At 72.6% G+C, this 15,175-nt stretch carries 11 protein-coding genes; 6 read left to right on the top strand and 5 right to left on the bottom strand.

Annotated features, from left to right (window positions below):
* The first annotated feature begins 175 nt into the window (after nt 1-175).
* Both AB0L89_RS25025 and hrpB read left to right on the top strand, forming a co-directional pair.
* Nucleotides 176-1,006, top strand: coding sequence for a class I SAM-dependent methyltransferase (locus AB0L89_RS25025; protein ID WP_365145203.1), 831 nt, complete (start codon nt 176-178; stop codon nt 1,004-1,006).
* Between the two features lie 4 nt (nt 1,007-1,010).
* Entirely contained in the window at nt 1,011-3,548 is a 2,538-nt protein-coding gene (gene hrpB / locus AB0L89_RS25020) for an ATP-dependent helicase HrpB (protein ID WP_365144799.1), read from the top strand.
* Here the strand turns inward: hrpB and AB0L89_RS25015 are convergent.
* From AB0L89_RS25015 to polA, 5 genes are all read right to left on the bottom strand, one after another.
* The gene (locus AB0L89_RS25015; RefSeq protein WP_365144796.1) at nt 3,545-4,543 is read right to left on the bottom strand and encodes a DUF3068 domain-containing protein; all 999 of its coding nucleotides are present in this window, start codon (nt 4,541-4,543) and stop codon (nt 3,545-3,547) included. The genes hrpB and AB0L89_RS25015 overlap by 4 nt on opposite strands.
* Before the next feature lie 20 nt (nt 4,544-4,563).
* A complete protein-coding gene (locus AB0L89_RS25010; protein WP_107102075.1) occupies nt 4,564-4,698 on the bottom strand; it encodes an SPW_0924 family protein in 135 nt (44 codons plus the stop codon).
* 171 nt (nt 4,699-4,869) lie between these two features.
* Nucleotides 4,870-6,657, bottom strand: a complete 1,788-nt coding sequence (locus tag AB0L89_RS25005) for a lytic murein transglycosylase (RefSeq protein ID WP_365144792.1) — start codon at nt 6,655-6,657, stop codon at nt 4,870-4,872.
* Between the two features lie 223 nt (nt 6,658-6,880).
* Nucleotides 6,881-7,831: a serine hydrolase gene (locus AB0L89_RS25000; protein ID WP_365144789.1), complete on the bottom strand. Its 951-nt coding sequence runs from the start codon at nt 7,829-7,831 to the stop codon at nt 6,881-6,883.
* A 412-nt stretch (nt 7,832-8,243) separates the two neighbouring features.
* Entirely contained in the window at nt 8,244-10,997 is a 2,754-nt protein-coding gene (gene polA, locus AB0L89_RS24995) for a DNA polymerase I (RefSeq protein WP_365144786.1), read from the bottom strand.
* Nucleotides 10,998-11,121: 124 nt separating this feature from the next.
* On the opposite strand from polA, the gene AB0L89_RS24990 reads away from it, so the two are divergent.
* The 4 genes from AB0L89_RS24990 to AB0L89_RS24975 all read left to right on the top strand — a co-directional run bounded on the left by AB0L89_RS24990 (nt 11,122) and on the right by AB0L89_RS24975 (nt 15,085).
* A complete protein-coding gene (locus AB0L89_RS24990; RefSeq protein ID WP_365144783.1) occupies nt 11,122-13,416 on the top strand; it encodes an FdhF/YdeP family oxidoreductase in 2,295 nt (764 codons plus the stop codon).
* Nucleotides 13,417-13,468: 52 nt separating this feature from the next.
* Complete coding sequence (locus AB0L89_RS24985; RefSeq protein WP_365144780.1) at nt 13,469-13,957, top strand: hotdog fold thioesterase; 489 nt, start codon at nt 13,469-13,471, stop codon at nt 13,955-13,957.
* Between the two features lie 139 nt (nt 13,958-14,096).
* Nucleotides 14,097-14,495 carry a hypothetical protein gene (locus AB0L89_RS24980; RefSeq protein WP_365144777.1) on the top strand — a complete coding sequence of 133 codons (399 nt, stop codon included), beginning with the start codon at nt 14,097-14,099 and terminating at the stop codon, nt 14,493-14,495.
* Nucleotides 14,492-15,085 (top strand): Tat pathway signal sequence domain protein, encoded by a 594-nt coding sequence (locus tag AB0L89_RS24975; protein ID WP_365144774.1) that lies wholly within the window; start codon nt 14,492-14,494, stop codon nt 15,083-15,085. The genes AB0L89_RS24980 and AB0L89_RS24975 overlap by 4 nt, the downstream gene beginning before the upstream one ends.
* The last annotated feature ends 90 nt before the right edge of the window (nt 15,086-15,175 follow it).

Here is a 15,175-nt window from a genome sequence, read left to right as displayed (position 1 = left end):
CTATGTCTGAGGAGCGCAGGCTCGCAGCGCAACTTGTAGCATACGGGGGCCGTCGGGCAGGGTCAATGCGCGAAGGCGCACACCCGGGGCGGAACGCCGCATACCCGGCACAAAACCTGTCGCCTGAGGCCACACGGGCCGCACAGCGCCCCCCTCGCGACGAGTTTCGACGAAGATTACGACGAGGGAGCCGATCATCCAAGAGTCCGAGCCGTCCGAGCCCGAAGCCACCCGGCGTGCAGCGAATGTCACGGAGAGCAGCCGTGCGAACCGCGGCTGGTGGGACCGGAACGCGGACGAGTACCAGATCGAGCACGGCACGTTCCTCGGGGACGACCGGTTCGTGTGGGGCCCCGAGGGCCTCGACGAGGTGGAGGCGGAACTGCTCGGTCCGCCCGAGGAGCTGAAGGGCAAGGCCGTCCTGGAGATCGGCGCGGGCGCGGCCCAGTGCTCGCGCTGGCTGCTCTCCCAGGGCGCGCGCCCGGTCGCCCTCGACCTCTCGCACCGCCAGCTCCAGCACGCGCTGCGCATCGGCGGAAACGTTCCGTTGGTGCAGGCCGACGCCGGGGTGCTGCCGTTCCGCGACGGCTCCTTCGACCTCGCCTGCTCCGCGTACGGGGCGCTGCCCTTCGTCGCCGACCCGGTGCAGGTCCTCAAGGAGGTGCGGCGCGCGCTGCGCCCCGGCGGCCGGTTCGTGTTCTCCGCGACGCACCCGATCCGCTGGGCGTTCCCGGACGAGCCGGGTCCGGAGGGCCTCTCCGTAGCGGCCTCCTATTTCGACCGCACTCCTTATGTGGAGCAGGACGAACAGGGCAACGCCGTCTATGTGGAGCACCACCGGACGATCGGCGACCGGGTGCGGGACATCGTGGCCGCCGGCTTCCGCCTCGTCGACATCGTGGAGCCGGAGTGGCCCGCCTGGAACACCCAGGAGTGGGGCGGCTGGTCCCCGCTGCGCGGAAACCTGATCCCGGGGACGGCGATCTACGTGTGCGTACGGGACTGAGTACGTGACCGGTCTCCGTTACGACGCCCTGGACCTGCCCGTACGCGACGCGCTGCCCGCCCTCCGCGCCGCTCTGGAGGGGCCGGGCAGCGCCGTGCTGTGCGCGCCGCCCGGCACGGGCAAGACGACGCTGGTGCCGCTGGATCTCGCGGGTCTGCTCGACGGCCCCGACGGCGCCGGGCGTCGCGTCGTCGTGGCGGAGCCGCGGCGCATCGCCGCACGGGCCGCCGCGCGGCGGATGGCCTGGCTGCTCGGCGAGAAGGTCGGCGACCGCGTCGGTTACACGGTGCGCGGCGAGCGCGCGGTGGGGCCGCGCACGCGCGTGGAGGTCGTCACGACGGGCGTCCTGCTGCAACGGCTGCAGCGGGACCAGGAGCTGACCGGTGTCGACGTCGTGATCCTCGACGAGTGCCACGAGCGGCATCTGGACGCGGACACCGTGGCGGCCTTCCTGGTGGACGTGCGGGCGGCGCTGCGGCCCGAGCTGCGTCTGGTGGCGGCGTCCGCGACGACCGACGCGCAGGGCTGGGCACGGATCCTCGGGGACGCGCCGGTGGTGGAGGCGCGGGGTGTCGCGCACCCCGTGGAGGTGGTGTGGGCGCCGCCCGCGCGTCCGGTGCGGCCGCCGCACGGGATGCGGGTGGATCCGGCGCTGCTGACGCATGTGGCGTCGGTGGTGCGGCGGGCGCTGGCCGAGCGGGACGGGGACGTCCTGTGCTTCCTGCCCGGGGTCGGTGAGATCGCCCGGGTGGCCGGGCAGCTGGGCGGGCTCGGGGACGTCGAGGTGCTCCAGGTGCACGGGCGGGCGCCGGCCGCGGTGCAGGACGCGGTGCTGTCCGCGGGCGAGCGGCGCCGGGTGGTCCTGGCGACGGCGGTGGCCGAGTCGTCGCTGACGGTGCCGGGGGTGCGGGTCGTCGTGGACGCGGGGCTGGCCAGGGAGCCGCGGGTCGACCACGCGCGCGGGCTGAGCGCGCTGGCGACGGTACGGGCCTCGCAGGCGGCGGGACGGCAGCGGGCGGGCCGGGCCGGACGCGAGGCGCCGGGTGCCGTGTACCGGTGCTGGGACCAGGCGGAGGACGGGCGTCTGCCGCGCTTTCCCGCGCCGGAGATCAAGGTGGCGGACCTCGCGGCGTTCGCCCTCCAGGCGGCGTGCTGGGGCGATCCGGACGCCGCCGGGCTCGCCCTGCTCGATGCCCCGCCGGGCGGTGCGATGGCGGCGGCGCGGGAGGTCCTCGCGGCGGTCGGGGCGGTGGACGCGGGCACGGGCCGGGTGACGGAGCGGGGTGCGCGGATGGCCCGGGTGGGGCTGCACCCGCGGCTGGCGCGGGCCCTGCTGGACGCGGCGCCGCTGGTCGGTGCGCGCCGGGCGGCGGAGGTGGTGGCCCTCCTGAGCGAGGAGCCGCCGCGTGAGTACGGGGACGAGCTGGCGTCGGCCTGGCGTGCGGCACGGCGGGGCGGGGACGGTTACGCGGCGCGCTGGCGGGCCGAGGCCGGGCGCCTGGCGTCGTCGGCGCCGAAGGACGGTGCCGCGGCGGCGGACGGCGGCGGGGACGAGCGGGTCGCCGGTCTGGTGGCGGCGCTCGCGTTTCCCGAGCGGGTGGCCAGGAACGCGGGCGGCGGGGCGTATCTGATGGCCGGCGGGACGCGGGCCGAGGTGCGGCAGGGTTCGGCGCTGGGCGGGGCGCGGTGGCTCGCGGTGGCCGTGGCCGACCGGCCGGTGGGCGCGGGGCACGCGCGCGTGCTGCTGGCCGGGCACATCGACGAGGACATCGCACGGAGCGCGGCGGCCCCGCTGCGCGCGGAGGGCGACGAGGTGGCCTGGGCCGGCGGCGACCTGGTCGCGCGGCACGTCGAGCGGCTGGGGGCGGTGGAACTCGCGGTGCGGCCGCTCAGGGACCCCGACCCCGGGCTCGTACGAGAAGCGCTCGTGGCCGGGCTGCGGGAGGAGGGGACCGGGCTGCTGACGTGGTCGCGGGGTGCGCGGGAGCTGCGGGAGCGGCTCGCGTTCCTGCACCGGCAGCTGGGGGCGCCCTGGCCCGACGTATCGGAAAGCGCCCTCCACGCGCGCGTGGACGAATGGCTGGAGCCCGAGCTGTCGGCGGCGCGGCGGCGGGCCGATCTGGCGCGGGTCGACGCGGGGCAGGCGCTCGGGCGGCTCCTGCCGTGGGCGACCGGTGAGGCCGCGCGCCTGGACGAGCTGGCGCCCGAGCGCCTGGAGGTGCCGAGCGGGTCCAGGATCCGGATCGACTACGCCGATCCCGAGCAGCCGGTGCTCGCCGTGAAGCTCCAGGAGATGTTCGGCCTCGCCCGGACGCCGAGGATCGCGGACGGGCGCGTACCGGTGCTCGTGCATCTGCTGTCCCCCGCGGGGCGTCCCGCGGCGGTCACCGCGGACCTCGCCTCCTTCTGGGGGTCCGGCTACCGCGCGGTCCGCGCCGATCTGCGCGGCCGCTATCCCAGGCACCCGTGGCCCGAGGATCCGGCGACGGCCGAGCCGACCCGCCACACCAAGGCGCGGCAGGCCAGGCAGGGCGGCGCCTAGGCGTTGACCGGTTCGGGCTCGGGGTCCCGGTCGGCATTCGCGGTGGGCTCGCCCGGCCTGCGGCCGCGGGCCTCCAGCCACAGGGAGAGGGCCAGCAGGAGCACGCCGAGGACCAGGAAGCCCCAGGGCAGGTAGGAGGTCAGCAGGAGCACCAGGACGCGCTGGGACTTGACCAGGTCGACGGTGTGCTCGATGTAGTCCTCGCGCATCTTCACGTGCCCGGAGAAGACGGTGACCTTGTCGCGTCCGCCGAGCAGGGTGCCGCCGCGCAGTTCGTTGTTCTGGATCTCCTCGCCGTAGACGGGGGCGCCGGTGGTCGGGTCGACCCAGAACTTGCGGACGGTGGTGTACCAGCGGGTGGTGCCGGTCTTGGCGAGGGACTCCGGAGTGATGCCCTTGACGGGCATCGTCTTGGGGAAGGGGACCTTGGTCCAGGGGATGGTCTGCTCGAAGTAGTAGACCTCGACGCCGCGGAAGTTCCGGGTGCCCTTGTAGTGGATGGGGCGGGTGATGCGGGCCTGCGCGTCGAAGTACTCGTAGTCCCTCTTCTCGGTCAGGAAGGGCCACTTGAACTCGATGCCCTGGCGCTTGACCGGGTCCCCGTCGACCGACTCCCCGGTGGCGTGGACCGGTTCCTGGCTGTGGGCGTCGAAGATGTAGCGCTCGGGGACCTTGGAGACCATCTTGCCCTCGGCGTCCTGGACGTAGGACAGGGCGTCCCAGACCACGACGTCGCGGTCCGCGCTCTTCTCGATCTTCTCGGAGGCCTCCACGTTGCCCTTGAGGGTCTGCACGATGGTGACCTTGTCGACCTTCTTGGCCTTCATGGAGCCGTAGTCGATGAGGGTGGGGTTCTTCGCCTCCAGGACCGCCTCCTGGTACTGGCTCGGCGGGATCTTCGCGAGGCGCGGGAAGGCGTACCAGCGCATGAGCGGGGACATGGCCGTGAAGAACACGGCGAAGGCGAGCAGGACGAGGCTGGCCTTGCGGCGCATCGCGGCGACCCTCCCTACGTCTACGGGTGCTTGGGGACGGTGGTGAGGAGCGGTTTCGGGGACGTCTCGCCCGGTGGGGCGCCGATCGCCGTGATCGTCAGGACCAGGGCGAACGCGACGGCGAGGCCGGTGGCGGCGGCGATGAGGGCGCGCATGCGGGGCCTCCCGATTCGGCGTACGGCCGGAACTGATAGGGCGTCAGGGCGGGCACCGTAGCAACGGAGGGGCGAGATGAGAACACGTTGCACAAACACGGACCGCCCCTCCGCCACGGGTGGCGAAGGGGCGGTCCCCTGCGGTCGTGCGGCGGCCCGGCGGCCGCCCGGTCAGGCGCCGGGCGAGGCGCTCGGGGTGGCGCCGGGCGAGGCGCTGCCGGACTCCGTCGGCGACGGCGTCGCGTCGGGCTCCGGCTCGGTCACCTTCAGCTCGACGGTGAGGGTGGCGCCGCCCGCCGTGGCGATCCGCAGCAGATAGGTGCCCTCCGCGTCGTCCGCGTACAGCTTCGGGAGCTTCAGCACGCCGTTCGCGCCGGTCTTCAGGCCCTTGAGGGTGCGGACCGGCTTGCCGTCCGCGTCCTTGAAGTAGGGGCCCTTGTCGTTGACCGTCGCGTCGGTGGCCGACGTGATCAGGGTGGCGGTGGTCGCGACGCCGCCGGCCGCCTCGCCCTTGTACGTCGCCTTGACCTCGACCTGGTCGGCGAACTCCTTGCCCGTCTCGCAGACCAGCGCCTTGTCGCCGGTCCTGGCGAGCGCGTCGGCCTGCCGGGCGGTGACCTCGGCCTCGAAGTCGACGCCGGTCGCCCGGCCGCCCACGACCGTGGCGCGCACGGTGAACTTCCCGGCCTTCTCGCCCGCTTCGAGCACCGGGGCGGTGGCCTTGCCCGAACCGCTCGTGGTGACGGTGGCGCTCCTGGCGCCGCCGTCGAAGCGGGCGTCCGTGTCACCGACGACGGTGAACTTCACCTTGGCCTTGGGCACGAACGCGCCCGACTTGGAGAGCGCGCGCACCTCGATCCGCTCGGTGAAGGCGTCGCCCGTCTTCGCGACGAGGTCGCCCGTCCCGGCGTTCGCCAGCGCGTCGACCCGCTCGCTCGGCGTGGGCGTCTCGTTGCCGCCCTCGCCCGGCGGCTTGGGCTTGGTGCTGCCGCCGCCGTCGCCCGGCCTGTTGGGCTTGTCCGGCTTGTCGCCGGGCTTGTCCGTGCCGGGCTTGTCCGTGCCGGGTTTGACCGGCGTGTGCGAGGGCGAGCCGGTGCCCGGCACCGGGTTCGGGGTGACGCCCGGGTACCGGCTGTCGCTGCGGTCGTCCGGCAGGACGCCCTTGCCGTCCGGGACCTCGTGGGTGCCCTTGCGGTAGTACTCCAGCCACGACAGGACCGTGTTCAGGTACTCCGTGGAGCGGTTGTAGCTGAGGATCGCCTTGTGCAGGTCGGCCTCGACGGACAGGTCGCGGTCGGCCGCGCACAGGTAGCGGCCCGCGGCGAGCGCCGCGTCGTAGATGTTGTTGGGGTCCTTCTTGCCGTCGCCGTTGCCGTCCTGGCCCCAGGTGTCCCACGTCGAGGGGATGAACTGCATGGGGCCGACCGCGCGGTCGTGCGTCGTGTCGCCGTCGTACGCGCCGCCGTCGGTGTCGGTGATCTTCGCGAAGCCGTTGCCGTTCAGGACCGGGCCGAGGATCGGGGTGAGCGTCGTGCCGTTGGCGTCGACGCGGCCGCCGCGGGCCTGGCCGGACTCCACCTTGCCGATGGCGGCGAGCAGTTGCCAGGGGAGGTTGCAGCCGGGCTTGTCGGTCGCGAGCGCGGTCTCGGCCTTCTTGTACGCGTCCAGGACGGTGGCCGGCAGGCCCGCCTCGGCCTCCTTGTCACCGCCGCCCGGCGGGGCGCCGGTCGGCGGGACGGGGCTCTGCAGGGGCGGCAGGTCCGTGAAGTAGGGCGAGTTGCCGGTCGCGGAGTCGCCGCCGGGCGGCGGTGTGCTGTCCGAGGAGTCCGCGGTCCGCTCGTCGCGTGGGAGGTTCGCCGCTCCCGGGGCCTGCGACGCGGCGAGCGCCGCCACCGCCGCCGCGGCCACCGCCGTGGTCACCGCTCCCCTGCGCAGCCGCCTGCCGAATACCGGCGCCATGACCGAGCCACCCCTCCCCTTTGACGACTGTTGCGCGCCGCCCCCACATCCGTACACGCTGTCCTGTACGCACACGCATGCCTTCGCACGCGCGTGCCCGCAGAGGGCCGACTCAGGCGACACTACGACAACTACATGCGCCCAGGCACCCGTTCGTGCCCGGTTTTTACCGGTTGGCCAGCAGGCCGCGACAGGGCTGTTACGCGGCCTCGCGGACCGGCCGCTACGGCGTGGGCTCCCCGCCCGCGCACTCCGGCGGCGCCGACCCGTCGGGCACCTCGCTGATCGCGCTCTCCGGGGTGAGGCCCTGGGCGATGGCCCGGCCCTTGTTCAGCCCCCGGTGCACGGCCTGCGCGACGCGTTCCACGGTCCGCACCCCGTACGCCATCGACGGGTTGCCATGGGTGAGGACGACGATGCGGTACGTACGTCCCACGCCGGTGAACGCGCCGACGCTGTGCACGCGCCAGCCGTTCGTCGCACGGGGCAGCCAGCCGTTCTTGAGGTGGGCGCGGACGCCGCGCGGCATCCCCGCGGGCACCCCCCAGCGCTGGTCGCGCCGCACCTCGGCCAGCTGCTTCAGACCGTACGCACGCGCGCTCGGCCGCAGGGTGTCGCGGGCCCCGGTGAGCACGCCGAGCAGCCGCAACTGGTCGCCCGACGTGGTGCGGGTCAGGCCCCAGAGCCGGGACGGGCCAAGGGTGGTGGCGGTGGTGCCGACGCGGCTCAGGAAGCGGGAGAGGTAGGGGTGGCCGAGGTCGTTCCACAGCCGCCAGGCCGCGTTGTTGTCCGAGACGGTGATCATGGGGCGGATCTTGCGGCGCTCCCAGTCGGTGAGTTCGCGGCGCCAGTCCTGCGCGCGGCGCAGCGCGGCCTCCATCATCAGGACCTTGGTGATGCTCGCCGCGTCGTAGCGGCGGTGGCTCGCGAGGTTGCACACGAGTCCGGTGCGGGTGTCGTGCACGGAGACGGAGACGCTGCCCCGCCTGGACGACAGCGCCGCCCGGATGTCCTGGGACATCCGGGCGGCGAGGGAACGGTCGCGGCCTGCCGTGCAGAGGGCCGCGCCCTGCTGACGACTGGCTTCGGCGGCGGTCGCCGGTATGGGGGCCAACAGGGCCGTCGTGACCGCCGCGACAACGGCGACACGGCACTTTCGCAGGTGAGGGGCCATGCGCTCATCCTGACCCCCGCTCCCGCCGGGAGGCGCCTTGCCGGGGGCCACGCGAGTGAGGGCCCGCTGCGCGGGGCTCGAACGGACTCCTGGGGCCCAATGCGCCGCAGAGGCACGGGGGCAGGGGTGAACCTGCGCCGGAAGGGGCGCGGGGAACTGCGCGCCCAGCCAGCACGAACCCGCACCAGAACAACGACACGGGCCACGAAAGGGGCGCGGGGAACGGCGCGAGCAACCACACCTCACCCGCAGCGGAACACCAACACAAGCCCCCGGAAGGGGCGCGAGGAACTGCGCGACCAGCCACAACCCACCCGCACCCGAAGCGGAAACACACAGCCCCACAGGGGCAAGGCCCCCCCGCCAGAGGGGGGGGGGCCGAGCCCGGTGGTGGTCTCCCGGCCCGGGAGGGCTAGTGCGCCGCGGATTCCCAGTCCGCGCCGACCCCCACCGACACATCCAGCGGCGCCCGCAGCGTCACCGCCCCGGCCATTTCCCTGCGGACCAGCTCCTCCACCTTCGCCCGCTCACCGGGAGCGATCTCCAGGACGATTTCGTCGTGGACCTGGAGCAGCATCCGGGAGTCGAGCTTCGCCTCGGTCAGCGCACCGTGCACGTTCAGCATGGCGATCTTGACGATGTCCGCGGCCGTGCCCTGGATCGGCGCGTTCAACGCCATCCGCTCGGCCATCTCGCGCCGCTGGCGGTTGTCGCTGTTGAGGTCGGGCAGATACCGGCGGCGCCCCAGCATCGTCTCCGTGTACCCCGTCGCGCGGGCCTCGTCGACGACGCGGCGCAGATAGTCCCGCACCCCGCCGAACCGCTCGAAGTACGTGTCCATCAGCGCACGCGCCTCGCCCGCGTCGATGTTCAGCTGCTGCGAGAGGCCGAAGGCGGACAGGCCGTACGCCAAGCCGTACGACATGGCCTTGATCTTGCGCCGCATCTCCGCGTCGACGTCGGAGCCGTCCACGCCGAACACCTGCGAGGCGACCGTGGTGTGCAGGTCCTCGCCGGACGTGAACGCCTCCAGGAGACCCTCGTCCTCGGACAGGTGGGCCATCACGCGCAGTTCGATCTGGCTGTAGTCCGCGGTCATCAGGGACTCGAAGCCCTCGCCGACCACGAAGCCGCGGCGGATCGCCCGGCCCTCGTCGGTGCGGACCGGGATGTTCTGGAGGTTGGGGTCCGTGGAGGAGAGCCGGCCCGTCGCCGCCACCGTCTGGTTGAACGTGGTGTGGATGCGGCCGTCCGCGGCGACCGTCTTGATCAGACCCTCGACGGTCACCCGCAGCTTCGCCTGCTCGCGGTGGCGGAGCATGACGACCGGCAGTTCGTTCTCCGTCTGGGCGGCCAGCCAGGCCAGCGCGTCGGCGTCCGTGGTGTAACCGGTCTTGGTCTTCTTCGTCTTGGGGAGGTTCAGCTCACCGAAGAGGACTTCCTGGAGCTGCTTGGGCGAACCCAGGTTGAACTCGCGCCCGGCCGCCGCGTGCGCCTCCTTCACCGCCTGCTGCACCGCGCCCGCGAACTGCTGCTCCATGGACTCCAGGTGGGCGCGGTCGGCCGCGATGCCGTGCCGCTCCAGGCGGGCCAGCAGCGTGGACGTCGGCAGTTCGACGTCCGTCAGCAGGTCGCCCGCGCCGACCTCCGGGAGCTTGTCCCCGAAGGCCGCACCGAGGTCGAGGATCGTCCGGGCCTGCGCCATCAGCGACTCGGCCTCGGCCTGGTCGTCCTCCTCCGTACCGAAGGCGAGCTGGCCGTCGGCCGCGGAGGCGGGCGCCAGCTCACGGCCCAGGTACTCCAGGGACAGCGCGTCCAGGGCGAAGGAACGGCGGCCCGGCTTCACCAGATACGCGGCGAGCGCCGTGTCCATGGTGACGCCGTCGACCGTCCAGCCGTGCTCGGGGAAGACCCGCATCGCGCCCTTGGCGTTGTGCATGACCTTCGGCCTGGCCGGGTCGGCGATCCACTGCGCGAACGCGTTCTCGTCGGACTCGTCCAGGGCGGAGGGGTCGAACCACGCGGCCGCCCCGCCGGCCGCGGCGAGCGCGACCTCGGTGACGGTGCCCGCGCCCAGCTGCCAGGTGTCGACCGTGGCGACGCCGAGCACCGCCGTGCCGTGCTCGGCCAGCCACGGGGCGAGCTCGCCCGCGCCCAGCACCGCGCCGTCCAGCTCGACGCCCGGCTCCACCGGGGTCTGCTCGGCCTCCTCGGCGCCCGGGTCGACGGCCAGGAGCCGCTCCCGCAGCGAGGGATTGCGGATCTCCAGGGTGTCCAGGACCATCGCGAGCGCCGTACGGTCGTACGCCGCGCGCTCCAACTCCTCGACCGTCCTGGGCAGTTCGACGTCGCGCACCATCTCCGTCAGGCGGCGGTTGAGCTTCACCGACTCCAGGTGGTCGCGGAAGTTCTGCCCGGCCTTGCCCTTGACCTCCTCGGCGCGCTCCACGAGGTCGGCGAACGAACCGAACTGGTTGATCCACTTCGCGGCGGTCTTCTCACCGACCCCCGGAATGCCCGGCAGGTTGTCCGACGGGTCGCCGCGCAGCGCCGCGAAGTCGGGGTACTGGCTCGGGGTCAGGCCGTACTTCTCCTGGACCTTCTCCGGAGTGAAGCGCGTCAGCTCCGAGACGCCCTTCGTCGGGTACAGCACCGTCACGTGGTCGGTGATCAGCTGGAAGGAGTCACGGTCACCCGTGACGATCAGGACCTCGAAGCCGGCCGCCTCCGCCTGCGTGGCCAGGGTGGCGATGACGTCGTCCGCCTCGAAGCCGTCGACCGCGAAACGCACCGCGTGCATCGCGTCGAGCATCTCGCCGATCAGCTCGACCTGCCCCTTGAACTCGTCCGGGGTCTTGGAGCGGTTCGCCTTGTACTCGGGGAACTCCTCGGAGCGCCACGTCTTGCGCGAGACGTCGAACGCCACCGCGAAGTGCGTGGGCGCCTCGTCGCGCAGCGTGTTCGCCAGCATCGACGCGAAGCCGTAGATCGCGTTCGTCGGCTGGCCCGTCGCGGTCGTGAAATTCTCCGCGGGCAGCGCGAAGAACGCCCGGTACGCCAGGGAGTGCCCGTCCATGAGGAGCAGCCGCGGGCGCTGCCCGTCGCTCGCCCCGGGGGCCTTCGTCGCCGCGGTCTCGGACTTCTTCTTCGATGCTGTTTCTGCCACGTCCCCGATCCTGCCACGCCCCACTGACAGTCCGGCCCCGCCCGACCCCTGCGCCGGGCATTGTCACCGTCGCGTGGGAGGATCGGAGACATACCTCACGCCTGTGCTCGAAGGGGAGCCGACCATGGCAAGCAAGCCGCCCAAGGGCGATCCGGTCCAGGACGCGCCGCAGGTAGCCCAGGTGCAGCACGCCGCGGCGGGCCTGCCCGCCATCGGTCACACCCTGCGGATCGCACAGCAGCAGATGGGCGTGCGCCGCACCGCGCTGACGCTGCTGCGCGTCAATCAGAAGGACGGCTTCGACTGCCCCGGCTGCGCCTGGCCCGAGCCGGACCACCGCCACAAGGCGGAGTTCTGCGAGAACGGCGCGAAGGCGGTCGCCGAGGAAGCCACGCTGCGCCGCGTCACGCCCGACTTCTTCGCCGCGCACCCCGTCGCCGACCTCGCCACCCGCAGCGGGTACTGGCTGGGCCAGCAGGGCCGCCTCACCCACCCCATGTACCTGGCGGACGGCGCCGAGCGCTACGAACCGGTGTCCTGGGAGCGGGCCTTCGACATCATCGCCGAGGAGATCGAGGCCCTCGACTCCCCCGACGAGTCCGTCTTCTACACCTCGGGCCGCACGAGCAACGAGGCGGCGTTCCTCTACCAGCTGTTCGCCCGCGAGCTCGGCACGAACAACCTGCCCGACTGCTCGAACATGTGCCACGAGTCGTCCGGCTCCGCGCTGACCGAGACGATCGGCATCGGCAAGGGCAGCGTCCTGCTCGACGACCTCTACAAAGCCGACCTGATCATCGTCGCCGGGCAGAACCCCGGCACGAACCACCCGCGCATGCTCTCCGCCCTGGAGAAGGCCAAGAACAACGGCGCGCGGATCATCACGGTCAACCCGCTGCCCGAGGCCGGCCTGGAGCGCTTCAAGAACCCCCAGACCCCGCAGGGCATGCTCAAGGGCACCGCCCTGACCGACCTCTTCCTGCAGATCCGCCTCGGCGGCGACCAGGCCCTCTTCCGCCTCCTGAACAAGCTGATCCTGGAGACGGACGGCGCGGTCGACGAAGAATTCGTCCGCGAACACACCCACGGCTACGAGGACTTCGCCGCCGCCGCCCGCGCCGCCGACTGGGACGAGACCCTCACGGCGACGGGCCTGGAGCGCGAGCGCATCGAAGAGGCCCTGCGCATGGTGCTCGCCTCGCAGCGCACCGTCGTGTGCTGGGCGATGGGCCTGACCCAGCACAAGCACGCGGTGCCCACCATCCGCGAGGTCGTCAACTTCCTGCTGCTGCGCGGCAACATCGGCCGGCCCGGCGCGGGCGTCTGCCCGGTGCGCGGCCATTCGAACGTGCAGGGCGACCGCACGATGGGCATCTTCGAGCGGCCCGCGCCCGCGTTCCTCGACGCCCTGGAGAAGGAGTTCGGCTTCGCGCCGCCCCGCGAACACGGCCTGGACGTCGTCCGCGCCATCCGGGCGCTGCGCGACGGCGAGGCGAAGGTGTTCTTCGCGATGGGCGGCAACTTCGTCGCCGCCTCCCCCGACACGGACGTCACCGAGGCCGCGATGCGCCGCGCCCGCCTGACCGTGCACGTCTCGACGAAGCTGAACCGCTCGCACGCCGTCACGGGCGCCCGCGCCCTGATCCTGCCGACGCTCGGGCGCACCGAGCGCGATGCGCGGATCACCCCGGACGGGAAGAGCGCCGAGCAGTTCGTCACCGTCGAGGACTCCATGGGCATGGTGCACGCCTCGCGGGGCCGCCTGGAGCCCGCGGGCAAGCAGCTGCTCTCCGAACCCGCCATCGTGTGCCGCCTCGCGCGCCGCGTCCTCGGCAGCGGTTCCCGTACGCCCTGGGAGGAGTTCGAGCAGGACTACGCCACCGTGCGCGACCGCATCGCGCGCGTGATCCCCGGCTTCGAGGACTTCAACGAGAAGGTGGCCCGCCCCGGCGGCTTCGCCCTGCCGCACGCCCCGCGCGACGAGCGCCGCTTCCCCACCGCCACCGGCAAGGCCAACTTCACGGCGGCCCCCGTCGAGTACCCGGACCTGCCCAAGGGGCGGCTCCTGCTGCAGACGCTGCGCTCGCACGACCAGTACAACACCACGATCTACGGCCTGGACGACCGCTACCGCGGCATCAGGAACGGCCGCCGCGTGGTCCTGGTCCACCCCGACGACGCGGCCGGGCTGGGCCTCGCCGACGGGTCGTACGCGGACCTGATCAGCGAGTGGCGGGACGGCGTGGAGCGCCGCGCGGACGGCTTCCGGGTCGTGCACTACCCGACGGCCCGGGGCTGCGCCGCCGCGTACTACCCCGAGACCAACGTCCTGGTGCCGCTGGATGCCACCGCCGACACCAGCAACACCCCTGCCAGCAAGTCCGTCGTCGTACGCCTGGAACAATCATCGACCGACTGAGCGTTTGCTCAGCCACCAAGCGACAAGTGGACGACGAACGGAGCCGGGCCCCATGGGTGAGCAGCACAGCGTGAAGTTCCCGCAGGAGGTCATCGACGAGTACGCCTCGCTCGGTGTGGACCTGCCCTCTCTGTTCTCCGCGGGGCACCTCGGCACCCGCATGGGCGTGCAGATCCTGGAGGCCTCGGCGGAGCGGGTCGTCGGCACCATGCCGGTCGAGGGCAACACCCAGCCCTATGGCCTGCTGCACGGCGGCGCCTCCGCCGTGCTCGCCGAGACCCTCGGCTCGGTCGGCGCGATGCTGCACGGCGGCATCACCAAGCTCGCCGTCGGCGTCGACCTGAACTGCACGCACCACCGCGGCGCCCGCTCCGGCCTGGTCACCGGCGTGGCCACGCCCGTGCACCGGGGCCGCTCCACGGCGACGTACGAGATCGCGATCAGTGACGAGGAGGGCAAGCGGGTGTGCAGCGCGCGCCTGACGTGCATGCTGCGGGACGTCCCCGCGGGCGGCGGAGCCACGGCCGCCGCGGCCGGCTGACCACGCGCCGGCCTCCCCGGATCCCGTGCGCCCGCACGGGATCCACCGCCGGCCCCCCCGCGGCGGGCGCCCGCGTCCGCCCCACCCGGCGGGCGCACACACATTGTCGGAGCGTGACGCTCCGGTCTAGCGTCGGTGCATGAGGCACCGGATACGGCTCTGTGCGCTCGCCCTCGCCCTCCCCCTGACACTCGCCACCGCGGGCTGCGGCGACTCGGGGACCCCGGACGCCGACGGCACCACCACGCCCCCCACGGCCTCCCCGGGCACCACCGCCCCCGCCGACCTCTGCGCCACGGTCATCGCCAAGTGGGCACGGAAGATCTACGACTCGGGGGACTCCGGCTACGGCGACTACCAGTCGATGGGCCTGTCCAACGGGCAGTACATGATCCTGCGCGACATCCTGGACGCCGCGCGCGCCGAACGAAAACGCACATCCACCGACGACGGACGGCAGTTGATCGACCGTCAGGCCCGCAAGCGGTGCGCCGAGCGCTACCGCGACGGCGGGCCGAGCGGCGGGCCGTGGGTGTGAACGCCATCGGCCCCGTCGAGCCGGGCGAGGACACCTTCGACCACGAGACGACCGAGCCACGCCCGGTGCGGCTCGATCCGCACCGGCTCCGCCACCGCCGCACGGCGCTGGCGATCACCGCGGCCGCGCTCGTCGCCGCCACCGGGACCACCCTCTATCTGACCCGCCCCGAGCCACCGCCCCCACCACCCCCGCCCTGGCCGTCGCAGAGCGTGTCCGTGAAGTACGCGGGCGACATGTCGAGCCCTCGCGCCGGGGAGCGGAACTTCACCTTCGCCGTCACCGTCTCGCAGGAGTCGGGGCCGCCGGCCACCGTCCGTCGCGTCACCCAGCCATCGGCGGCGCTTTCGGTCAGCACATCCCCTCCCGCCCCTTTCACGGTGAAAACGGGAACTCCCCGGAAGTTGATCATCACGATGCACATTCGCGAATGCGGAGAAGTGCCCCGGAACGCCGGACTCCCTTTCGTGGAAGTAACGCTGCGTAATACGCGCGCAATCGAGAAGCAGAGTTACATCCTCGGTCCGGAATACGCGAATGATCTTTCTCGCGCCCTGGCCGCCGCATGCCCACGAACACCACTGTCATGAGTCAAACGACCTTACAGTCCTGCCAGTTGTCCTGGAGATTCTCAGCATGCGGATACGTCTAGACCCACCGAACAAGGCAATATTCAGCCC

Source organism: Streptomyces sp. NPDC052114, assembly GCF_040680155.1.
Classification (GTDB): Bacteria; Actinomycetota; Actinomycetes; order Streptomycetales; family Streptomycetaceae; genus Streptomyces.
This window is presented reverse-complemented; position numbering and strand designations above follow the sequence as displayed.